The 20,703-nt window shown below is 56.1% G+C and carries 20 protein-coding genes; 14 read left to right on the top strand and 6 right to left on the bottom strand.

Annotation, left to right across the window (positions count from 1 at the left end; translation table 11 throughout):
* Positions 1 to 137: 137 nt before the first annotated feature.
* Positions 138 to 368: a 4Fe-4S mono-cluster protein YjdI gene (yjdI, locus tag EKN83_RS15650; RefSeq protein WP_014071635.1), complete on the top strand. Its 231-nt coding sequence runs from the start codon at positions 138 to 140 to the stop codon at positions 366 to 368.
* A gap of 10 nt (positions 369 to 378) precedes the next feature.
* On the top strand, positions 379 to 651 hold the full coding sequence (locus EKN83_RS15645; RefSeq protein WP_008499687.1) for a GNAT family N-acetyltransferase: 273 nt from the start codon (positions 379 to 381) through the stop codon (positions 649 to 651).
* A 170-nt stretch (positions 652 to 821) separates the two neighbouring features.
* On the opposite strand, the gene EKN83_RS15640 is transcribed toward EKN83_RS15645, so the two are convergent.
* A complete protein-coding gene (locus tag EKN83_RS15640; RefSeq protein ID WP_126801255.1) occupies positions 822 to 1,433 on the bottom strand; it encodes a LysE family translocator in 612 nt (203 codons plus the stop codon).
* Positions 1,434 to 1,549: 116 nt separating this feature from the next.
* Here EKN83_RS15640 and EKN83_RS15635 point away from each other — a divergent pair, with 116 nt between their 5' ends.
* Positions 1,550 to 2,002, top strand: coding sequence for an Lrp/AsnC family transcriptional regulator (locus EKN83_RS15635; RefSeq protein WP_021242030.1), 453 nt, complete (start codon positions 1,550 to 1,552; stop codon positions 2,000 to 2,002).
* 55 nt (positions 2,003 to 2,057) lie between these two features.
* On the opposite strand, the gene EKN83_RS15630 is transcribed toward EKN83_RS15635, so the two are convergent.
* Together EKN83_RS15630 and EKN83_RS15625 are read right to left on the bottom strand one after the other, a co-directional pair.
* Positions 2,058 to 3,287, bottom strand: a complete 1,230-nt coding sequence (locus EKN83_RS15630) for an amino acid permease (RefSeq protein ID WP_025757784.1) — start codon at positions 3,285 to 3,287, stop codon at positions 2,058 to 2,060.
* A gap of 119 nt (positions 3,288 to 3,406) precedes the next feature.
* Positions 3,407 to 3,868, bottom strand: a complete 462-nt coding sequence (locus tag EKN83_RS15625) for a multidrug/biocide efflux PACE transporter (RefSeq protein ID WP_025757786.1) — start codon at positions 3,866 to 3,868, stop codon at positions 3,407 to 3,409.
* Positions 3,869 to 3,973: 105 nt separating this feature from the next.
* Here EKN83_RS15625 and EKN83_RS15620 point away from each other — a divergent pair, with 105 nt between their 5' ends.
* From EKN83_RS15620 to EKN83_RS15590, 7 genes are all read left to right on the top strand, one after another.
* On the top strand, positions 3,974 to 4,840 hold the full coding sequence (locus EKN83_RS15620) for a LysR family transcriptional regulator (RefSeq protein WP_047959407.1): 867 nt from the start codon (positions 3,974 to 3,976) through the stop codon (positions 4,838 to 4,840).
* Positions 4,841 to 4,933: 93 nt separating this feature from the next.
* A complete protein-coding gene (locus EKN83_RS15615; protein ID WP_025757788.1) occupies positions 4,934 to 6,112 on the top strand; it encodes an acetyl-CoA C-acetyltransferase in 1,179 nt (392 codons plus the stop codon).
* A 237-nt stretch (positions 6,113 to 6,349) separates the two neighbouring features.
* On the top strand, positions 6,350 to 7,186 hold the full coding sequence (gene kduI / locus EKN83_RS15610; RefSeq protein ID WP_045285833.1) for a 5-dehydro-4-deoxy-D-glucuronate isomerase: 837 nt from the start codon (positions 6,350 to 6,352) through the stop codon (positions 7,184 to 7,186).
* Positions 7,187 to 7,249: 63 nt separating this feature from the next.
* Positions 7,250 to 8,011, top strand: coding sequence for a 2-dehydro-3-deoxy-D-gluconate 5-dehydrogenase KduD (gene kduD, locus EKN83_RS15605; protein WP_045285832.1), 762 nt, complete (start codon positions 7,250 to 7,252; stop codon positions 8,009 to 8,011).
* 310 nt (positions 8,012 to 8,321) lie between these two features.
* Positions 8,322 to 9,737: a sugar porter family MFS transporter gene (locus EKN83_RS15600; protein ID WP_025757791.1), complete on the top strand. Its 1,416-nt coding sequence runs from the start codon at positions 8,322 to 8,324 to the stop codon at positions 9,735 to 9,737.
* Positions 9,738 to 9,947: 210 nt separating this feature from the next.
* Positions 9,948 to 11,072, top strand: a complete 1,125-nt coding sequence (gene wzz(fepE) / locus EKN83_RS15595) for an LPS O-antigen length regulator Wzz(fepE) (RefSeq protein ID WP_025757793.1) — start codon at positions 9,948 to 9,950, stop codon at positions 11,070 to 11,072.
* 90 nt (positions 11,073 to 11,162) lie between these two features.
* Positions 11,163 to 11,855 (top strand): aspartate/glutamate racemase, encoded by a 693-nt coding sequence (locus EKN83_RS15590; protein WP_126801273.1) that lies wholly within the window; start codon positions 11,163 to 11,165, stop codon positions 11,853 to 11,855.
* Here EKN83_RS15590 and EKN83_RS15585 read toward each other — a convergent pair.
* Positions 11,850 to 12,776, bottom strand: a complete 927-nt coding sequence (locus EKN83_RS15585; protein WP_126801254.1) for a LysR family transcriptional regulator — start codon at positions 12,774 to 12,776, stop codon at positions 11,850 to 11,852. The genes EKN83_RS15590 and EKN83_RS15585 overlap by 6 nt on opposite strands.
* Positions 12,777 to 12,898: 122 nt before the next feature.
* Between EKN83_RS15585 and lysA the strand changes: the two genes are divergently transcribed.
* A complete protein-coding gene (lysA, locus tag EKN83_RS15580; protein ID WP_126801253.1) occupies positions 12,899 to 14,161 on the top strand; it encodes a diaminopimelate decarboxylase in 1,263 nt (420 codons plus the stop codon).
* Here the strand turns inward: lysA and EKN83_RS15575 are convergent.
* A complete protein-coding gene (locus EKN83_RS15575; protein ID WP_126801252.1) occupies positions 14,131 to 15,168 on the bottom strand; it encodes a LacI family DNA-binding transcriptional regulator in 1,038 nt (345 codons plus the stop codon). The genes lysA and EKN83_RS15575 overlap by 31 nt on opposite strands.
* A 222-nt stretch (positions 15,169 to 15,390) precedes the next feature.
* Here EKN83_RS15575 and EKN83_RS15570 point away from each other — a divergent pair, with 222 nt between their 5' ends.
* Positions 15,391 to 15,876: a GNAT family N-acetyltransferase gene (locus EKN83_RS15570; RefSeq protein ID WP_095450510.1), complete on the top strand. Its 486-nt coding sequence runs from the start codon at positions 15,391 to 15,393 to the stop codon at positions 15,874 to 15,876.
* On the opposite strand, the gene galR is transcribed toward EKN83_RS15570, so the two are convergent.
* On the bottom strand, positions 15,837 to 16,853 hold the full coding sequence (gene galR, locus EKN83_RS15565; protein WP_025757800.1) for an HTH-type transcriptional regulator GalR: 1,017 nt from the start codon (positions 16,851 to 16,853) through the stop codon (positions 15,837 to 15,839). The two genes, EKN83_RS15570 and galR, sit on opposite strands and share 40 nt — an antisense overlap.
* 425 nt (positions 16,854 to 17,278) lie before the next feature.
* Here galR and aas point away from each other — a divergent pair, with 425 nt between their 5' ends.
* Together aas and lplT are read left to right on the top strand one after the other, a co-directional pair.
* Positions 17,279 to 19,438, top strand: coding sequence for a bifunctional acyl-ACP--phospholipid O-acyltransferase/long-chain-fatty-acid--ACP ligase (aas, locus tag EKN83_RS15560; protein WP_126801251.1), 2,160 nt, complete (start codon positions 17,279 to 17,281; stop codon positions 19,436 to 19,438).
* Entirely contained in the window at positions 19,431 to 20,624 is a 1,194-nt protein-coding gene (gene lplT, locus EKN83_RS15555; protein ID WP_126801250.1) for a lysophospholipid transporter LplT, read from the top strand. Before aas ends, lplT begins: the two co-directional genes overlap by 8 nt.
* Positions 20,625 to 20,703 lie beyond the last annotated feature (79 nt).

Genomic DNA, 20,703 nt, shown 5'->3' with positions numbered 1-20,703 from the left:
CCTGACATGTGCAAATAGCGGACGCAATCTGGCGAGAAAAGAGTTGTGACCTGGCTTTTCGTTTTCGGCGTTATAGCCACAAGGATCCCGTCAGGCTATTCTTCATTCAGCACGATAATAATTACAGAGGCAATGTCATGGATAAAGAACTACTGGATGCGGGCTACCGGGCCTATACCGGCGAGAAAATTGACGTCTACTTCAACACCGGGATCTGCAAACACTCCGGTAACTGCGTGCGTGGGAGCGCAAAGCTGTTTAATCTGAAACGTAAGCCGTGGATCATTCCCGATGAAGTGGACGTTGAAACGGTTATACGCGTGATTGATACCTGCCCGAGCGGTGCGCTGAAGTATCGCCAGAAATAAGCGAGGAACCATGGATATTCTGGAAGGCCATAACAAGTTTTACGTGAACGATGCGAACGGCAATCAGGTCGCAGAGATTGTCTTCGTGCCGACCGGCGAGCACCTGAGCATTATCGAGCATACCGATGTGGATGAGAGCCTGAAAGGGCAGGGCGTCGGTAAACAGCTGGTGGCGAAAGTGGTGGAGAAGATGCGCGGTGAGAACCGCAAAATTATTCCGCTGTGCCCGTTCGCGAAACATGAGTTTGATAAAACGCGGGAATATGACGATATTCGGGCGTAAATAACATCGGCGATGGCTGGTGTTATTTCAGACTGCTGACAACGTGCGATTCGTGAGTTTCGCCCGGCGGCGCTACGCTTGCACGGGCCTACAATGAATTGTGCAATTAATTGATATCGTTGTTAAATGTAGGCCGGGTAAGCGCAGCGCCACCCGGCAAAAAAAGACAGTTATCTCACCTGCTCAAACAGCAATACCAGCGCTATCAGCACCATCAACCCTCCCGATGCCCTGCTCACCAGACGCGCCGCCTGTGGCCGGGCCGCCAGCACCGCTTTCGAACCATACCCCACCAGCAGGTAGACCAGGGTACAGGTGATAAGATGCATCATCCCAAGCGCAGACATCTGCATCGCTATCGACCAGCTTCCGGTTGGATCTGTAAATTGCGGAAGCAGGGCCAGGAACAGCAAAAAAACCTTCGGGTTTAGGCCGCTAATGCAGAGTCCTTTCACCGCCCACTGCGTCCAGTTACCCGCATGTTGGGTGGCCTTTTCCGGTGCGGCAGGATGACGCCATAACGTTATGCCAAGCCACAGCAGATACAGGGCTCCCGCCACGGTCAGCCCGGCTAACGCCAGCGGATGTTGAGCAATCAATACCCCCACGCCAGCCACCACAACCAATGTGGCTAGCAGATGCCCGGACATTAGCCCCATCACCGCCGGGACCACGCGGCGGCCGTTGATCCCGGCGCTGATAGCGTAGGCCCAGTCGGCCCCCGGGGTCATGATGAGCAGAAAAGAAACCACCCAAAAGCCGGCCACAATACTCATTTCCATCGTCCTGAAATACTCCCGCAGTGCGTTATACGTTGCGAAAAAGAATATCGCTAACACTGCGAAATAGGCTTTCAATGTTATGCTCATAACACGGTGAAAATGAGAAAATCTTCCACATGGATAGCATTGATCGAAAAATTCTTGCTGAGCTGCAGTCTGACGGCCGCCTGTCGCTTACCGAGCTGGCTGAGCGGGTGAATCTGAGCCTCTCGCCGTGCCATCGTCGCGTGCGGGCGCTGGAGCAAAGCGGGGCCATAACGGGATACCGGGCCAGCCTTGACCCCGCCAAAATGGGGTTTAACTTCCTGGCGATAGTGTTTGCGACGCTGAAAGAGGGTGACCGCAAGGCGGTTAGCGCGTTTGAAGAGGCAGTAGAGGAGATCCCGCAGATCGTGCTGGCCCAGCGCCTGTTTGGCGATCCTGATTATCTGATGCACGTCGTGACCCGCGACCTTTCCGCTTTCCAGAAGCTCTACGACGAGAAGCTCTCCGCCATGCCCGGTGTGCAGCATCTTCGCTCAACGCTTGTTATGAAAACGGTGGTGCAGGACAGGCCTTTTCCGCTGTAAGCAGCAGGCCGGGACTGAATGGCCTGCCCGGCATCGCGCCGGGCAGGAAAGGGGATTAGCCTACAAACATCACCGACACGCACAGCACGCCGACGATAAGCGTCAGCAGGTTGCCCATGGAACGGTACTGTTTCAGGGAGGGGATCAGATACGTCGACAGCGTCGGCATGATAAACAGGATCATGGCGATTAGCGGGCCGCTGATTGCGTAAATCATCGAAATGGCGTTCGGGTTAATGCAGCAGACGGCAAAGGTGATGAACGACACCCCCATAATAGAAACTGCGCGGTTAAAGGCGCGGCTCTTTTTCACACCCACCTGGTTGAGCGACGACCTCACGATCTCCGTCGCCCCTTCTATCACCCCAAAATAGGTGCCGAGGAACGATTTCGACATCGCAATAATCGCCACAATAATCCCGGAAATACCGAGCCATGCCGGTGACGAGGGCATCATCGACAGCGCTGACAGGATAGTCACCCCTTGCGCTTTGGCGGTCACAATGTACGACGGTGGGATAGAGAGCAGGCAGCTGAAGACAAAGAACAGCACGCTCAGGCAGATAATCAGATATGCCACCTTCATGATCTTCTTGCATTTATCCATCGCGCCATCGGCAAACTTCTCGCGACGGTCAACGGCAAACGTCGAGATAATCGGGGTATGGCTGAACGCAAACACCATCACCGGAATCGAAATCCATACCTGATGCAGCGTATGGCGATCGACGGTCATCTGGCTGGTGAGCAGCGAGGGCTGCCAGCTGCCGATCAGATAGAGTGAGACAAACAGGAAATAGGCAATCAGCGGAAACACGAGGAAGCCCATCACTTTTATCGTGATATGCCGTCCCATCAGGAAGATCAGATTAAGCACCAGCACCACGCCCAGGCTGACCAGCACGCGTACGGTGGTGTCTACCGTCAGGTGTTTCGCCAGCTGTTCCGTCAGCGAGTTGGTGATAGCCACCGCATAAATCTGCACCACTACAAAGAAGGCGATGAAATAGAGCGTGGTGATCAGATTGCCAATCTTCCTGCCGTAGTAGTGCGAGACGGCGCCGGTGATCCCTTCATTGCCCTTTGTTTTTGACGACAGGATAAATTGCGCCAGCGCCCGGTGCGGCCAGTAGGTTAAGGGGTAGGCCACGAGGGCGGTAATAAACAGGACAATAGCGCCTGCGGAGCCCAGCTGAATGGGCAGGAATAGCGTTCCTGCGCCCACGGCCGTGCCGTAGAGAGCGAAACTCCAGAGAGTCTCATCTTTTGACCAAATTTTCGACATTAGAGCAACGTATCAACTATCAAACCATCGGAATGGAGTGCAATTTACCATAGTTATGCCTGGAGAGCGCAGTTGCTTCGAAGTGGTCAGGCCGGAACGGACGTCCGGCCAGAGGAGATTTAGCCTGCCAGAGCGCGTCGCTGCTGGCGGCGCTTAAGAAATTTCTCGCGAAGGCCATCGTACGCCCAGTTATAGAATACGGTGTACGGCAGGAAGAACAGGAAGAAACCTATTTCCAGTGTGAATGCCTGAAGCAGCGTGACCCCCAGCACGGCGGCGACAATCGATACGCCAATCACAATAAACCCGCATTCGAAGCCCAGCGCATGCAGCGTACGCACTTTTGCCGTACGTGTGACGCGCTGAACCGGCCAGAAACGGTCGAAGCCGACGTTATAGATAATGTTCCAGAGCATAGCCGTGGTGGCCAGAATAATGGTCAACCCACCCATCTCCACCACGGAACGCTGCATAAGCCAGGCCGCGGTGGGGGCGAGGATCGCCGTCGCGATCCCTTCGAAACAGACAGCATGAAAGATCCGCTCCGGCAGTTTACGTTGGAGTGCATCCTGATGTTGCATAGTTATAGACCTCATTAATTCGCCGGTATGGGCGTTGATGCTGCCTATTTTTATCGCTAAAGCTGATATATTAAAGATGGTATCCATCGTAAAAGTAGATAGTTTATGCGCTATTCACCTGAAGCCCTTACCGCCTTTGTCGAGACCGTTGCGGCGGGCTCTTTTTCGGCGGCCGCTCGCCGGCTGCGTAAAAGCCAGTCGACGATCAGCACGTCCATTGCCAATCTTGAAGCCGATCTGGGATTCGAGCTGTTTGACCGCTCGGCGCGCCAGCCGGTGTTAACGGCCCAGGGGGAACAAGTGCTGGGCTATGTGCAGGCCATTCTCGCCGCCAGCACGCGGCTGGACGAACTGGCGGTGTCGCTAACGGCGCAAACCGAGGCGCGTCTGACGTTTGTCCTTTCCGATACCCTCAACCCGGACGTACTGGAAGAGATGATGAAGCAGTTTGACGCCCGCTTTCCCCATACGGAATTCGAATGTCTGATTGGCGAGGAGGAGGATGTGATCGACCTGCTGCAAAAGGAGCGAGCCCAGGTGGGACTGACGGAAGCCCGGGACAGCTACCCCACCGATATCGGCGCCACCCGCCTGCCGATGCAGACCCGGATGGCGATCTATGTTGCCACCACGCACCCGCTGGCGGGGCAGGATGACGTTCAGCATGACGAGCTGCACGGCTGGCGGGAGCTGCGGCTGAGCACCTATCTTGAGCGCGAGGCTGAGATCGCCCGCGGGCCCGTCTGGTCAGCACCGAATTACCTGTTACTCTTGAGTATGGCGGTACAGGGATTTGGCTGGTGCGTGTTGCCCTGCGCGCTGGTGGATGAGTTTGCCGCCGCGAAATCCCTGGTACAGCTCAACGTGCCAGGCTGGCCGCGGGCGATCGGCATCGATCTGCTGTGGAATAAACGATCCCCTCCCGGCGTGGCCGGACGCTGGCTGCGGCAGTATCTGCAGGATGCGCGCTGATCCTTGTGATTAAACTCACTATTTTTAAACAATTAAGATAATTGCCAGTAACAATCCTCTACTATCGTCATGTCATTTAACACAGAGGTCGTGATGAAAGATGTCGTAATAGTGGGTGCGTTGCGTACAGCTATCGGCTGTTTTCAGGGAGCGCTGGCGCGTCATTCGGCGGTTGACCTGGGGAGCGTGGTGGTGAAAGCGCTGGTGGAACGCAGCGGGATCGCAGCACATGAAGTGGACGAGGTGATCCTCGGTCAGGTGCTCACGGCCGGCGCCGGCCAAAACCCTGCACGGCAGGCGGCGCTGAAAGGCGGGCTGCCCAATACCGTCTCTGCCATTACCATCAACGACGTCTGTGGATCAGGATTAAAAGCGCTGCATCTCGCGACGCAGGCCATTCAGTGTGGTGAAGCGGATGTGGTTATTGCTGGCGGGCAAGAGAACATGAGCCGCGCGCCGCATGTACTGACCGACAGCCGTACCGGCGCACAGTTGGGCAATAGCCAGCTGCTCGACAGCCTGGTGCATGACGGGCTGTGGGATGCCTTTAATGATTACCATATGGGCGTGACGGCGGAAAACCTGGCGCGTGAGTACGGCATCAGCCGTGAATTGCAGGATGCGTATGCGCTCAGCTCGCAGCAAAAAGCGCGCGCGGCGATCGACTCCGGTCGTTTTCGCGACGAAATTGTGCCGGTCAGCACCCGGCGCCAGAATGGCGACGTTATCGTCGTGGATACCGATGAACAGCCGCGCACCGACGCCAGTGCTGAAGGCCTGGCGAGGCTGAATCCTGCTTTTGAAACGCAGGGCTCCGTCACGGCGGGCAATGCCTCTTCCATTAACGACGGCGCTGCCGCCGTTATGATGATGAGCGAAAGCAAAGCCCTTGAGCTCGATCTCCCCGTGCTGGCCCGCATTAAAGCCTTCGCCAGCGTGGGGGTTGATCCTGCGTTAATGGGGATCGCGCCGGTCTATGCGACCCGTCGCTGTCTCGATCGCGCAGGGTGGCAGCTTTCTGACGTTGATCTGATTGAGGTGAACGAAGCTTTTGCCGCGCAGGCCATCTCGGTTGGCAAAATGCTGGAGTGGGATCCGCTGCGGGTTAACGTTAACGGTGGGGCGATCGCGCTGGGGCATCCTATCGGCGCCTCCGGGTGCCGGATCCTGGTTTCGCTGGTCCACGAAATGAAAAAGCGCAACGCCCGTAAAGGGATTGCCACCCTCTGTATCGGCGGTGGGCAAGGGGTGGCGCTGGCCATCGAACGCTAATCCTGGTTCATCGAATAAAACCTCCTGCGGGAGGTTTTTTTTATCCTGCTGCTTGTTGCCTGGCTGCGTATTGTGATCCGGGCGTCATTTTCGTTATAAACAAAATAAAAAATGAAACACTGTTTTAATTATAATTGAAAAGCCCACTTTATGCCGATAGTATGTGCTCATGATGAAAAACGAAACGTTGTTTCGTTTATTTTCCGCCTTCGGGCATGACCACATCTGGAGGTTACCGTGGACGTCAGAGAAAGCATCCACAGTGCGCACGCCAAAACGCTGGATACAGAGGGGCTGCGCAATGCGTTTTTAGTCGGGCAGGTGTTCGAGGCTGATAACTACACCATGGTTTACAGCCATATCGACCGCATTATTGTGGGCGGGATTATGCCCGTCACGCAAACCGTCTCCGTGGGCGGTGAGGTCGGTAAACAGCTGGGCGTAAGCTATTTTCTGGAGCGTCGCGAACTGGGGGTCATTAACATCGGCGGGCCGGGCACCATCACCGTCGACGGCCAGTGCTATGAGATTGGCCATCGCGAGGCGCTGTACGTGGGGAAAGGGGCAAAAGAGGTGCTCTTTGCCAGCATCGACGGCAGCAAACCGGCGAAGTTTTACTATAACTGCGCGCCGGCACATTACACCTGTCCAACCAAAAAAGTGACTCCGGCGGATGTTGCCCCGGTAACGCTTGGCGACAACCTCACCAGCAACCGCCGCACCATCAATAAATACTTCGTGCCGGACGTGCTGGAGACCTGCCAGCTCAGCATGGGGTTGACCGAACTGGCGCCGGGCAACCTGTGGAACACCATGCCGTGCCATACCCACGAGCGACGGATGGAGGTCTACTTCTATTTCAATATGGAGGAGGACGCCTGCGTGTTCCATATGATGGGACAACCCCAGGAAACGCGCCATATCGTGATGCACAACGAGCAGGCGGTCATTTCACCGAGCTGGTCCATTCACTCCGGCGTCGGGACGAAAGCCTATACCTTTATCTGGGGAATGGTGGGTGAAAACCAGGTCTTTGACGATATGGACCATGTTGCGGTCAGCGATCTGCGCTAGTCGCGGGCAGTGAAGTATCAACCTGCCTGTGCGTGACAGGCTCTGAACGAGTAAGGAACAAACATGATTCTGGATGCATTCTCTCTGCAGGGTAAAGTGGCCGTGGTCTCCGGGTGTGACACCGGTCTGGGTCAGGGAATGGCGTTAGGGCTGGCGGAAGCGGGCTGCGATATCGTCGGGATTAATCTCGTTGAGCCGACGGAAACCATCGAGCGCGTGACGGCCCTCGGCCGCCGTTTCCTGAGCCTGACCGCTGACCTGCGTAAAATTGACGCCATTCCCGATCTGCTGGCGCGCGCGGTGGCGGAATTCGGTCATATCGACATCCTGGTGAACAATGCCGGGCTGATTCGCCGCGAAGATGCGATTAACTTCAGCGAGCGCGACTGGGATGACGTGATGGATTTGAATATCAAGAGCGTATTTTTCATGTCCCAGGCGGCGGCAAAACACTTTATTGCGCAGGGGAACGGCGGCAAGATCGTTAATATCGCCTCTATGCTCTCGTTCCAGGGCGGTATTCGCGTACCGTCTTACACCGCGTCCAAAAGTGCCGTGATGGGCGTGACCCGCCTGCTGGCAAACGAATGGGCGAAACATAATATCAATGTGAATGCGATTGCACCGGGTTACATGGCAACCAACAACACGCAGCAGTTGCGCGCCGACGAGCAGCGTAGCGCGGAAATTCTCGACCGCATTCCGGCGGGGCGCTGGGGGCTTCCGGGCGATCTGATGGGGCCGGTCGTGTTTCTGGCCTCGTCGGCATCGGACTATATCAACGGCTACACCGTGGCGGTGGATGGCGGCTGGCTGGCGCGATAAGCGGCTTCTGGCAAACACCTCTGCCTTCGGGCGGAGGTTTTTTTTGCTCAAAAATTGTCAACGTCCATATCGATAAACACGAAAAATCCATACTAAAAAGTCATAAATGACCATCATCACACTTTTATTGCTGGAAAATTAAGGTATTAGTAAAACAATGCGATTATTCAGCATTAATTGAAATTGTAATGTCCATCACAGATCGCTATGTCGTAGCGAAATAATCCATATCTTCACCTTTTCCCACCTGACACTTTTTCTCGCTATCTCGTAATTTCACTTAACGCATTTACTGTTCAGGCAGGAAACTATGACATCAATAAATGACTCTACCCTTATGCCCGCTGCGCTGCGGGATACACGCCGCATGAACCAGTTTGTCTCTGTGGCCGCCGCCGTGGCGGGCTTATTATTCGGGCTGGATATCGGCGTGATTGCCGGCGCCTTACCGTTTATCACCGATCACTTTACCCTGAGCAGCCGTCTGCAGGAGTGGGTGGTGAGCAGCATGATGCTTGGCGCGGCTATCGGCGCGTTGTTCAACGGCTGGCTCTCGTTTCGTCTGGGGCGCAAATACAGCCTGATGGTCGGGGCGGTTCTGTTTGTCGCGGGTTCCATTGGCTCCGCATTTGCCACGCACGTGGAGGTGTTGCTGCTCTCCCGCGTGCTGCTGGGGGTGGCGGTGGGGATTGCCTCCTACACGGCCCCACTTTATCTCTCCGAAATGGCGAGTGAGAATGTCCGCGGGAAGATGATCAGCATGTACCAGCTGATGGTCACCCTGGGTATTGTGCTGGCGTTCCTCTCTGACACTTACTTCAGCTACAGTGGCAACTGGCGCGCAATGCTCGGCGTGCTGGCGTTACCGGCGCTGGTGCTGATCGTGCTGGTGATTTTCCTGCCAAACAGTCCGCGCTGGCTGGCGCAAAAAGGGCGCCACGTGGAGGCGGAAGAGGTGTTGCGTATGCTGCGCGACACCTCAGAAAAAGCGCGTGAAGAGCTCAATGAAATCCGCGAAAGCCTGAAGCTGAAGCAGGGAGGCTGGGCGTTGTTTAAGATCAACCGCAACGTGCGCCGCGCGGTCTTCCTCGGCATGCTGCTGCAGGCGATGCAGCAATTTACCGGCATGAACATCATCATGTACTACGCGCCACGCATTTTCAAAATGGCCGGGTTCACCACCACGGAACAGCAGATGATCGCCACCCTGGTGGTCGGGCTGACCTTCATGTTCGCCACCTTTATTGCCGTATTCACCGTGGATAAAGCCGGACGTAAACCGGCGCTGAAAATTGGCTTCAGCGTGATGGCGCTCGGTACGCTGATCCTCGGCTACTGCCTGATGCAGTTTGATAACGGTACCGCCTCAAGTGGCCTTTCCTGGCTTTCTGTCGGCATGACGATGATGTGTATTGCAGGATACGCGATGAGCGCCGCGCCCGTGGTCTGGATCCTGTGCTCCGAAATCCAGCCACTCAAATGCCGTGACTTTGGCATCACCTGCTCGACGACCACCAACTGGGTGTCCAACATGATCATCGGCGCGACGTTCCTGACGCTGCTGGACGCCATTGGCGCCGCGGGAACGTTCTGGCTCTATACCGTGCTGAACGTGGTGTTTATCGGCGTCACGTTCTGGCTGATCCCGGAAACGAAAGGCGTAACGCTGGAACATATCGAGCGCAAGCTGATGGCAGGAGAGAAATTGCGCAATATCGGGGTGTGATCGTATTGCCTGTATAAACGCTTCAGACGATGCCGGAGTTGGAATGATTCTGCGTTATGACAATAATAACGTAATGAAACTCACTACCAACTCTGGCAGGGGGGGATAAATTAAGGGATTTGAGCTTAAGATAATTCTTAGGATAATGTATCATCCGACCACCGCTATTATTTGCGCAAATTAAGCCGAATCCTAAAAAGAAAAATGCCTATGTCTGAGATGGATATCAAAAAAAGCACAGATCTTGATTTTCCCCGTTATGCCACCCCGGTTGTACACGCTAAAGAGATAGATCTTTTGGGCCTGGTTGAAGTGCTGCTGGCGGCGAAAAAACGCATCATCGCCGTGACGCTTGCTTTCACGCTGGTTGGCCTGGCCGTTTCATTTTTACTGCCGCAGAAATGGACCAGTAAAGCCGTGATCACACAGGCAGAACAGTCGCAGTGGAACCCGTTGCGCCAGATGCTGGTTACGTTACAGGTCCTTGACGTGGATGCGAAAATTTCCCGCCCGGAAGTCTTTGATCTGTTTATTAAAAAGTTTCAGTCGCAGTCATTGCTCGAAGAGTACATGAAAACTTCTCCTTACGTGACGTCGCAGCTGGAAGGTACTGAGGTGGATGCGCTTGAGCTGCATCGTGCAATAGTCAATATCTCAGAACGAATGAAAGCGGTGAATGACACTCAGGTTAAAGATGCGGATAAAATGCCGTATGTCTCCTGGACATTGAGCTTTACGGCACCGACAGCAGGCGATGCGCAAACCGTGCTGGAAGGCTATATCAATTACATTACCGCGATTGTCGAAAAAGAGACGATTCAGAATATCCGTAGCCAGATAACCCTCAAAACGAAAGCCGTTGAGCAGCAGCTGGAACTGGACCGTGTTCGTCTGACCAATATTCATAATACCAACCTGCAGCGACTGAATTATTCGCTGGCCGTGGCGAATGCCGCGGGTATTAAGAAGCCGGTCTACAGTAACGGGCAGGCCGTAAAAGATGACCCGGATTACTCCGTTGCGCTCGGCGCTGACGGCATTGCGCAAAAACTGCAGATTGAAAAAAATCTGAAGGACGTGACCGAGCTGAATGCGGATTTCCAGAACCGGGAATACTACCTGGCACAGCTGAAAAAACTCTCCTTTGCCGACGTCAAACTTGAGCCCTTCAGGTACCAGCTTTCACCGTCCATGCCGGTGAAAAAAGATGGCCCGGGTAAAGCCCTGATTGTCCTTCTGTCGGCGATCCTGGGTGGGCTGTTTGCCTGCGGTAGCGTTTTACTGCGTGAGGCGATGCTCACCCGCAATCCTCTGCCAGAGCCGGTGACGGAATAACCTCTGCAGATTAAAAAGGCGCTGATTTCAGCGCCTTTTTTTATGGCTGCCGGTTGTGTTAAAAAAGATCCTGGATAATAAGGAGGGATGATGAAAACGATCGGCCTGATAGGTGGAATGAGCTGGGAATCGACAATCCCTTATTACCGCCTGATTAACGAAGGAATAAAGCAACGTCTGGGTGGTCTGCATTCCGCGAGTCTGCTGCTGCACAGCGTGGATTTTCATGAAATAGAAGCGTGCCAGTCGAGCGGAGAATGGGATAAAGCCGGGGAGATCCTGGCCCAGGCGGCGCTGGGGCTGGAGCGTGCCGGCGCCGAAGGGATTTTGCTCTGTACCAACACCATGCACAAAGTGGCGTCGCACATTGAGGATCGCTGCCCGCTGCCGTTCCTGCATATCGCTGATGCCACCGGGCGTGCGATTGCGGCATCCGGTATACGCCGCGTGGCTCTGCTGGGGACGCGCTACACCATGGAACAGGATTTTTATCGTGGGCGTTTGCACAGTGAGTTCGGCATCGAAAGCCTGATCCCTGATGAGCATGACCGGGCGCGCATCAACCAGATCATCTTTGACGAACTCTGCCTCGGTACCTTCAGCGAGTCATCCCGGGCATATTACGTCAGCGTGATTGAAAAGCTGGCGCATCAGGGGGCTGAAGGGGTGATCTTCGGCTGCACGGAGATCGGCCTGCTGGTGCCGGTTGAGCGAAGCCCTGTTCCGGTATTTGATACCGCCGCCATTCACGCAGCGGATGCCGTAGCCTTTATACTCTCATAATGGCGCTTGTCGATCAGGTAAGCGAAGCGCTACCTGGCGCGCGTGCGCCACTAAGTGTTCGGTGAACGCGTCTACCAGTGCGGAAGACGGGCGGTGCAGCGGACGGATCAGGCTCACGGTGAACGGAACGGAAACGCTGAAGCGGCGGATAACGATCCCGCTTCCGGCATAGTCCAGCGCCGTTAGCGGGTTAACGACCGCGACGCCGACGCCTGCCCGCACCATTGCACAGATTGAGGCTGCGCTGTGCGTCTCCACGACCATTCGCCGTTTTACCTGATGCTCGGCAAACAGCGTATCCAGGAGCTGTCGGTAACTGTCGGTCTGCGACAGACTAATGTAGTTTTCCCCATGAAAATCCTCGGGTGTGAGCACGCTCTTTCCGGCAAGCGGATGTCCGGCCGGGAGAACGCACACTTCATCTAAAGAGAGTAATTCCATACGTTCCGTTCCCGCGGGGGTGGAGAGGGTCTCGGTGAGTCCTAAATCATGGCGCTGCGCCGAAAGCCACTCTTCCAGCAGCGGGGATTCCTGCGGCACGATAGTGAGGCTGACTTCAGGATAGCGCGCCAGAAAAGGCTGTAGCAGCATCGGCAAAAAGGATTGCGAAAAGACCGGCAGGCAGACAATCGACAGTTCGCCCTGACGAAACTCGCGCAGGCTTTCTGCCGCACTCACTATTCTGTCCAGCCCGTACCAGGAACGCTGCACTTCTTCGAACAAACGTAACCCCTGCACCGTTGGGTGCAGCCTTCCCCGGGTGCGTTCAAACAGCTTTAGCCCCAGCACTTTCTCGAAGCGTGCCAGCTCGCGGCTGACTGTCGGCTGTGAGGTATGCAGCATCTGCGCGGCTTCGGTGAGATTACCGGTGGTCATCACGGCGTGAAAAATCTCAATCTGGCGTAAGTTGACGGCGGGCATAGGGCACCTGAAGGCTGAGAGTCATCCATATCATTTTTGCATAGACTCGGGATAAAACGATATTTTTTATTCTCTTTGCGCTGTGGCGTAATCATAAAAAATTTGATGACCCGGAGAAGACCATGCCACGCCCGCTCAACCAGACTGATACCGATTTGAATGCTGACAACCTGCTGCGCCTGCCTGCCGAGTTTGGCTGCCCGGTGTGGGTTTATGACGCACAGATCGTTCGCGAAAAGATCGCCGCCCTGCATCAGTTTGACGTGGTGCGTTTTGCCCAGAAGGCCTGTTCCAATATTCATATCCTGCGTCTGATGCGCGAGCAGGGGGTAAAAGTTGACTCCGTGTCACTGGGGGAAATCGAGCGCGCGCTGGCGGCGGGTTTTGATCCAAAAGCTGACAGCGATGCGATCGTCTTTACCGCCGATGTCATCGACGATGCCACCCTGGCGCGCGTGCACGAACTGCAGATCCCGGTGAATGCCGGGTCTGTGGATATGCTGGAGCAGCTGGGTCAGGTTTCTCCTGGCCATCGCGTCTGGCTGCGCGTGAACCCGGGCTTTGGCCATGGTCACAGCCAAAAAACCAACACCGGCGGTGAAAACAGCAAGCACGGGATCTGGTACGCCGATATGCCTGCTGCGCTGGAGGTGCTGCAGCGTTACAACCTGAAGCTGGTGGGCATTCATATGCACATTGGCTCTGGTGTGGATTATGGTCATCTGGAGCAGGTGTGCGGCGCAATGGTGCGCCAGGTGGTGGACTTCGGGCAGGATCTGGAGGCGATCTCCGCCGGTGGTGGTCTCTCCATTCCTTACCGTGAAGGCGAAGAGGCGATCGATACCGATCACTATTACGGCCTGTGGAGCGCCGCGCGTGACCAAATCGCCGCGCATCTGGGCCACGCGGTGAAACTGGAAATTGAGCCGGGTCGTTTCCTGGTGGCGGAAGCTGGCGTGCTGGTGTCGCAGGTGCGCAGCGTGAAAGAGATGGGCTCTCGTCACTTTGTGTTGATTGACGCGGGCTTTAACGATCTGATGCGTCCGTCCATGTACGGCAGCTATCATCACATTACCGCACTGGCTGCCGACGGCCGCGATTTAACGCAGGCGCCGCGCGTTGAGACCGTCGTTGCGGGGCCGCTGTGCGAATCGGGTGACGTATTTACTCAGCAGGAGGGAGGCAAAGTGGAAACCCGCGCGCTGCCAGAGGTTAAACCGGGTGATTATCTGGTGCTGCATGATACCGGTGCCTACGGGGCGTCGATGTCCTCTAACTACAACAGCCGCCCGCTGCTGCCGGAAGTGCTGTTTGATAACGGCAAGGCGCGGCTGATCCGCCGCCGCCAGACTATTCAGGAGCTGCTGGCGCTGGAGCTCATCTGAGTAAAGTAGGGCCCGGTGGTGACCGAATCGCGTAAGACCAGCGTGCCGGTAAACGGCGGGATCGCATCGACCGGCTGGTTTTTTGCCAGCCGGATCGCCTGATCGATGGCGGTGATAATCATACTGTCGATGGGCAGATAGACCGATGACAGCGCAGGCTCCAGCCATTTCGCGCAGGGGGCATCGTCAAAGCCGAACAGGGAAATATCCTGCGGGATCTTCAGTCCCGCCTGATGCAGCGCTTTGGACGCACCCAGCGCCATATCATCGTTACAGGCAAACAGGGCGCTGAACGACACACCTTCGGCAATCAGCTCCTTGCACAGCTCATATCCCCGCGTCATGCCCGCATCGCCGTATTTAATCCGACGCTCGTCCAGACGAATACCGTGCTTTTCCAGCGCCTTGCGGTAGCCCATCAGCCTCGCTTTCCCGGTGGGGGTGTGGATTGGGACGGTGATACAGGCGATCTCCCGGTGGCCCTGATTGATCAGGTAATCCACGGCCTTAAACGCGGCATCCTGCTGTTCGAAGAAGACGCAGCGATCCGGTGCCTGGCTCACTTCACGGTTAATGACCACCAGCGGCGTTTGCACGGTATTCATCAGCTTGATGATCGCTTTTTCGCTCATATAGCGCGTGTAAAGCACGATGGCATCACACTGGCGATCGGCCAGCATCTGCACCGCCTGTTCTTCCTGTTCCGGCGCGTCGTGGCCATCGGTGACGATCAGCTGTTTCCCGTGGGTTTCGGTCTGCCGCGACGCCTGTTGCAGAAGGCGGCCAAAGTAAAAGCCATCGAAGGTCGAGACCACCAGACCAATGCTGTTGCTGGTCTGGTTTGCCAGGGAACGCGCGAGAAAGTTCGGGCGATAGCCCAGCTCTTCCATCGCCGCAAACACCTGCTGGCGCGTACTCTCTTTAACCTGACCTGTGCCGTTCAGCACGCGCGATACCGTGGCCTTCGACACGCCCGCACGCAGTGAGACATCCAGCATTGTTGCCATTCTACATTCCTGATTCCACGTATTGGTCTGCAGTTTAACACAGACCTCACGGCGTATAAGCGATGCGGAAAGGGCAAAAACTCCGCCACGATCACGCTTTTCGGTAACGATTCGTCAGCCGACATCCTTGCCTGCCGGCAGTAAAACGATTCTGATAAGATAATCGACAAACCGAGCGGGAGCCGTCAGGCCTGCATATTCATTGAAAAACTCAGGTGAAACGTGAAAAAGAGTGCCATCCTTCCGCTTTATCATGCGCCGCAGTATGCGCAGCAGGTGACCGACTGGATCTGGCAGGCCTTTGGCGAGGGGCTTCCACGGGAATTTTTCCACAGCATCGTGGAGCATAGCCAGACGCCGGGGGCATTACCGCTGACCTTTATTGCCCTGGAAGACGAACGGCTTGTGGGCACGGTGGGGCTCTGGCGCTGCGATCTCATCACCCGACAGGATCTCTTTCCGTGGCTGGCGGCGCTGTACGTTGACGACGCGGCGCGCGGCAAAGGGCTGGCGGGGCAGCTTCAGCAGCATGTTATTTCCTTCGCCGCGCAGGCGGGGTATGAGACGCTCCATCTGTGGTCTGCCTGCCGAGACTTCTATGAACGTTACGGCTGGCAGTACATGGGCGATGCGCTGGAGTACCCGGATAAGACGGTACACCTTTACCGTTATTCGCTCTGCGCTTCCGCAGGCGACGCAACGGAGTGACGGCGCACTAAGGTTGGGCTGAAGAGATGGGTAATATCCGGCGGCTGGCGTTGCTCGGCCAGTGCTAACGCCAGCTCCGCGGCCTGGGTTGCCATCGTGATGATCGGATAACGTACGGTAGTCAGGCGCGGGCGGACGTAGCGGGAGACCAGCACATCATCAAAGCCAATCAGTGAGATTTCTGCCGGCACCTCAATCCCGTTGTCATTCAATACCCCCATCGCCCCTGCGGCCATGGAGTCGTTATAGCTGGCCACTGCCGTAAAGTTTCGGCCGCGACCCAGCAGTTCGGTCATCGCCTGTTCGCCGCCGCTCTCATCCGGTTCACCGTAGGCTACCAGCCGGTCATTACACGGCAGACCGTTTTCGCGCAGGGCATCGTAGTAGCCCTGCAGACGATCTTCAGCATCAGAAATCGGGTGATTTGAGCAGAGATAGCCAATCCGGGTGTGGCCCTGTTGGATCAGGTGACGGGTAGCAAGCCAGGCACCGTAGCGGTCGTCGAGCGCCACGCAGCGTTTTTCAAAACCGGGAATAATACGGTTGATGATCACCATCCCGGGGATCTGCTTCATCAGATGAATCAGTTCGGCATCCGGGATCATTTTGGCGTGAACCACCAGCGCCGCACAGCGGTGGCGGATCAGCTGCTCGATGGCCTGGCGTTCTTTTTGCTCATTATGATAGCCATTGCCGATCAGTAAAAAATTGCCTGTCTGATAAGAAACCTGTTCAACCGCTTTTACCATGGCACCGAAAAAGGGGTCAGAAACATCTCCCACTACCAGACCAATGGTTTCTGTGGCCTGCTGGGCGAGCGCGCGGGCATTGGCATTGGGATGATAGTTCAGAGATTCCATGGCGTTTTGTACCGCCTGGCGCGATGCGTCACTGGCTTTGGGGGAGTCGTTAATCACACGCGAGACGGTGGCTACCGAGACACCTGCCAGACGGGCCACATCCTTTATTGTCGCCATTCAATACCTTCTTATAGGGGGTAAGCGTTTACACACCAAATAGTGTTGCGGAAAAGCGCCGCGCATTCAAGGGGAGCGGATCCCCGCTCTCCACAAACGTGACGCAGAACAACCCTGGCGGTGTAATCGTTACACGCCCAGTCGTGTCTGAAGAATGTCATTCTGAACCTTTAGTTACACTTTGCCTCAGGCTGTTGCGATTGTCAGATAGCGAGGACGTGAAAGAGATTGCTAAAGTCGAGATCCCAGAGGTATTGATTGGTGAGAATTCTTAGTACGGTTTCGTACTCATCTCTTGCACCAACCTGCGCGGATGCGCAGGTTTTTTTTCGCCTCCATTTTTGCTGTCGCTCCCGTATCACTTCTCGTGTAATCTGCCACCATTTACTATCAACCCTCCACACTGGCTGGCAAAGGGAGTTGAGATGCTATTTGGGTTCTTCCGTACACTTTTCCGTATCCTCTTTCGCATCCGCGTCACGGGCGATGCCCAGGCGCTTCGCGGTGAACGCGTTTTAATCACACCAAATCACGTTTCCTTTATCGATGGCATTCTGCTGGCACTGTTTTTGCCCGTGCGTCCGGTGTTTGCGGTCTATACATCCATTAGCCAGCAGTGGTACATGCGCTGGCTCACGCCGTTGATTGATTTTGTGCCGCTCGACCCGACAAAGCCGATGATGATTAAACATCTGGTCCGTCTGGTAGAGCAGGGGCGCCCGGTGGTCATTTTCCCGGAAGGGCGTATCTCAGTGACCGGATCGCTGATGAAGATCTACGACGGTGCGGGGTTTGTCGCGGCGAAGTCGAAAGCGACCGTGGTGCCGCTGCGTATTGAAGGGGCGGAGCTAACCCATTTCAGTCGTCTGAAAGGGCTGGTGAAGCAGCGTCTGTTCCCCACCATCACGCTGCATATTCTGCCACCAACGTCGCTCCCGATGCCCGACGCGCCGCGTGCCCGCGATCGCCGTAAGATCGCCGGGGAGATGCTGCATCAGATCATGATGGAAGCGCGTATGGCCGTTCGTCCGCGCGAAACGCTGTACGAATCCCTGCTTTCTGCGCAGTACCGCTATGGCGCGAAGAAAAACTGTATCGAAGACATCAACTTTACCCCGGATACCTATCGCAAACTGCTGACCAAGACCCTGTTTGTGGGCCGCATACTGGAGAAGTACAGCAAAAAGGGCGAAAAGATTGGCCTGATGCTGCCTAACGCGGGCATCAGCGCGGCGGTGATTTTTGGCGCGGTTTCACGGGGCCGTATTCCGGCGATGATGAACTACACGGCGGGTGTGAAGGGGCTGACCAGCGCCATCACCGCCGCTCAGATTAACACCGTCTTTACCTCCCGTCAGTTCCTGGACAAAGGCAAGCTCTGGCATCTTCCCGAGCAGCTCACTCAGGTGCGCTGGGTCTTCCTGGAAGATCTGAAAGCGGACGTGACCACCGGCGACAAGCTGTGGATTTTTGCGCATCTGCTGATGCCGCGTCTGGCCCAGGTCAAACAGCAGCCGGAAGATGACGCGATTATCCTCTTCACATCGGGTTCTGAAGGCAACCCAAAAGGCGTTGTCCACAGCCACAAGAGCATTCTGGCAAACGTTGAGCAGATCAAAAGTATTGCCGACTTTACCGCGAACGACCGGTTTATGTCGGCGCTGCCGCTGTTCCACTCCTTTGGCCTGACGGTCGGGCTATTTACGCCGCTGCTAACCGGCGCTGAAGTGTTCCTCTATCCCAGCCCGCTGCATTACCGCATTGTGCCGGAGCTGGTGTATGACCGTAACTGCACCGTGCTGTTCGGGACTTCAACCTTCCTGGGTAACTATGCGCGTTTTGCCAATCCGTATGACTTCTATCGCGTGCGGTATGTGGTGGCTGGCGCAGAAAAACTGCAGGAGAGCACGCGTCAGATCTGGCAGGACAAGTTTGGTCTGCGCATTCTCGAAGGCTATGGCGTGACCGAGTGTGCGCCCGTGGTCTCGATTAACGTGCCGATGGCGGCGAAACCGGGAACGGTTGGCCGCATTCTGCCGGGGATGGACGCGCGTCTGCTGGCGGTACCGGGCATAGAGGAAGGCGGCCGTCTGCAGCTCAAAGGGCCAAACGTGATGAACGGGTATCTGCGCGTGGAAAACCCAGGCGTGCTGGAAGCGCCGACGGCGGAGAACGTCAACGGCGAGGTAGAAACCGGCTGGTACGATACCGGTGATATTGTCCGCTTTGATGAACAAGGCTTTGTACAAATCCAGGGACGTGCAAAACGCTTCGCCAAAATTGCCGGTGAAATGGTCTCTCTGGAAATGGTTGAGCAGCTGGCGACCGCCGTGTCCGCCGAGAAGATGCACGCCACGGTCGTGAAGAGCGATGCCAGCAAAGGCGAGGCGCTGGTGCTGTTTACAACCGACAGTGAGCTCAAGCGCGACAGGTTGCTCAGCTATGCGCGTGAACATGGTATTCCTGAGCTGGCGGTACCGCGCGATATTCGCTACCTGAAGCAGCTTCCGGTGCTGGGAAGCGGGAAGCCCGATTTCGTGACCCTGAAAGGTATGGTTGAAGAGGCGGAACAGCAAAATGCGTGAGTCAGTACACACTAACACCTCGCTCAGATCGAAAGGCATGCTGGCGGTCATTGCCGCGCAGTTTCTCTCTGCGTTTGGCGATAACGCGCTGTTGTTTGCCACGCTGGCGCTGCTGAAGGCCGAGTTTTACCCCGACTGGAGCCAGCCGATCCTGCAGATGGTGTTTGTGGGCGCTTACATTATATTTGCTCCCTTCGTCGGACAGGTGGCGGACAGCTTCCCCAAAGGCCGGGTGATGATGTTTGCCAACGGACTCAAGCTGCTGGGCGCAGCCAGTATCTGTTTTGGTTTCAATCCGTTTGTTGGCTATACGCTGGTTGGCATCGGTGCTGCCGCCTACTCCCCGGCGAAGTATGGCATCCTCGGAGAGCTGACCACGGGAGATAAGCTGGTCAAAGCCAATGGCCTGATGGAGTCCTCAACGATTGCCGCTATCCTGCTCGGCTCCGTCGCGGGCGGCGTCCTGGCCGACTGGCATGTTCTGGCGGCCCTGGGCGTGTGTGCAGTGGTGTATGGCGGGGCGGTCGTTGCTAACCTGTTTATTCCGAAGCTGCCGGTGGCTCGCCCGGGCCAGTCCTGGCGCTTTAAGCCAATGACCGGCAGCTTCTTTACTGCCTGTCGTGTGCTGTGGCGTAACGGTGAAACGCGTTTCTCCCTGATGGGCACCAGTATGTTCTGGGGCGCAGGCGTTACGCTGCGCTTCCTGCTGGTACTGTGGGTGCCGGTGGCGCTGGGGATCACCGACAACGCGACGCCAACCTATCTGAATGCGATGGTGGCTATCGGGATTGTGGTTGGGGCAGGCGCGGCGGCGAAGCTGGTCACGCTTGAGACGGTAGCACGCTGCATGCCGGCAGGGATCCTGATCGGCGTGGTGGTGCTTATTTTCTCGCTGCAGCATGCGTTATTGCCTGCTTATGCGCTCCTGATCCTGATTGGTATTCTCGGGGGGGTCTTCGTGGTGCCGCTCAATGCGTTACTGCAGGAACGGGGCAAGCAGACCGTCGGGGCGGGAAATGCCATCGCGGTACAAAACCTGGGTGAAAACCTGGCGATGCTGTTGATGCTGGGGCTTTATTCACTGGCAGTAAAAGTGGGCGTGCCGGTGGTGGGGATTGGCGTCGGGTTTGGCGGGCTGTTTGCGATTGCGATTGCCGCATTATGGCTTTGGCAGCGTCGCCGTTGATCAGTGCGGCCTGATGCCCTCATCCCGGCCTTCTCCCACAGGGCTGAGGAATCCCCAGTAATTTTTTACCTGAAGCGAA

Origin of the sequence: Enterobacter sp. WCHEn090032, from assembly GCF_003986875.1 — a bacterium.
GTDB lineage: Bacteria > Pseudomonadota > Gammaproteobacteria > Enterobacterales > Enterobacteriaceae > Enterobacter > Enterobacter sichuanensis.
Note: the sequence above shows the minus strand (reverse complement) of the source record. Positions and strands in the feature narration are given on the sequence as shown.

Bases quoted from the DNA above. Each gene is read 5' to 3' on its own strand.
- yjdI (WP_014071635.1), top strand. From the start codon at position 138: ATGGATAAAGAACTACTGGATGCGGGCTACCGGGCCTATACCGGCGAG.
- EKN83_RS15645 (WP_008499687.1), top strand. From the start codon at position 379: ATGGATATTCTGGAAGGCCATAACAAGTTTTACGTGAACGATGCGAAC.
- EKN83_RS15640 (WP_126801255.1), bottom strand. From the start codon at position 1,433: ATGGAAATGAGTATTGTGGCCGGCTTTTGGGTGGTTTCTTTTCTGCTC.
- EKN83_RS15635 (WP_021242030.1), top strand. From the start codon at position 1,550: ATGGATAGCATTGATCGAAAAATTCTTGCTGAGCTGCAGTCTGACGGC.
- EKN83_RS15630 (WP_025757784.1), bottom strand. From the start codon at position 3,287: ATGTCGAAAATTTGGTCAAAAGATGAGACTCTCTGGAGTTTCGCTCTC.
- EKN83_RS15625 (WP_025757786.1), bottom strand. From the start codon at position 3,868: ATGCAACATCAGGATGCACTCCAACGTAAACTGCCGGAGCGGATCTTT.
- EKN83_RS15620 (WP_047959407.1), top strand. From the start codon at position 3,974: ATGCGCTATTCACCTGAAGCCCTTACCGCCTTTGTCGAGACCGTTGCG.
- EKN83_RS15615 (WP_025757788.1), top strand. From the start codon at position 4,934: ATGAAAGATGTCGTAATAGTGGGTGCGTTGCGTACAGCTATCGGCTGT.
- kduD (WP_045285832.1), top strand. From the start codon at position 7,250: ATGATTCTGGATGCATTCTCTCTGCAGGGTAAAGTGGCCGTGGTCTCC.
- EKN83_RS15600 (WP_025757791.1), top strand. From the start codon at position 8,322: ATGACATCAATAAATGACTCTACCCTTATGCCCGCTGCGCTGCGGGAT.
- EKN83_RS15590 (WP_126801273.1), top strand. From the start codon at position 11,163: ATGAAAACGATCGGCCTGATAGGTGGAATGAGCTGGGAATCGACAATC.
- EKN83_RS15585 (WP_126801254.1), bottom strand. From the start codon at position 12,776: ATGCCCGCCGTCAACTTACGCCAGATTGAGATTTTTCACGCCGTGATG.
- lysA (WP_126801253.1), top strand. From the start codon at position 12,899: ATGCCACGCCCGCTCAACCAGACTGATACCGATTTGAATGCTGACAAC.
- EKN83_RS15575 (WP_126801252.1), bottom strand. From the start codon at position 15,168: ATGGCAACAATGCTGGATGTCTCACTGCGTGCGGGCGTGTCGAAGGCC.
- galR (WP_025757800.1), bottom strand. From the start codon at position 16,853: ATGGCGACAATAAAGGATGTGGCCCGTCTGGCAGGTGTCTCGGTAGCC.
- aas (WP_126801251.1), top strand. From the start codon at position 17,279: ATGCTATTTGGGTTCTTCCGTACACTTTTCCGTATCCTCTTTCGCATC.
- lplT (WP_126801250.1), top strand. From the start codon at position 19,431: ATGCGTGAGTCAGTACACACTAACACCTCGCTCAGATCGAAAGGCATG.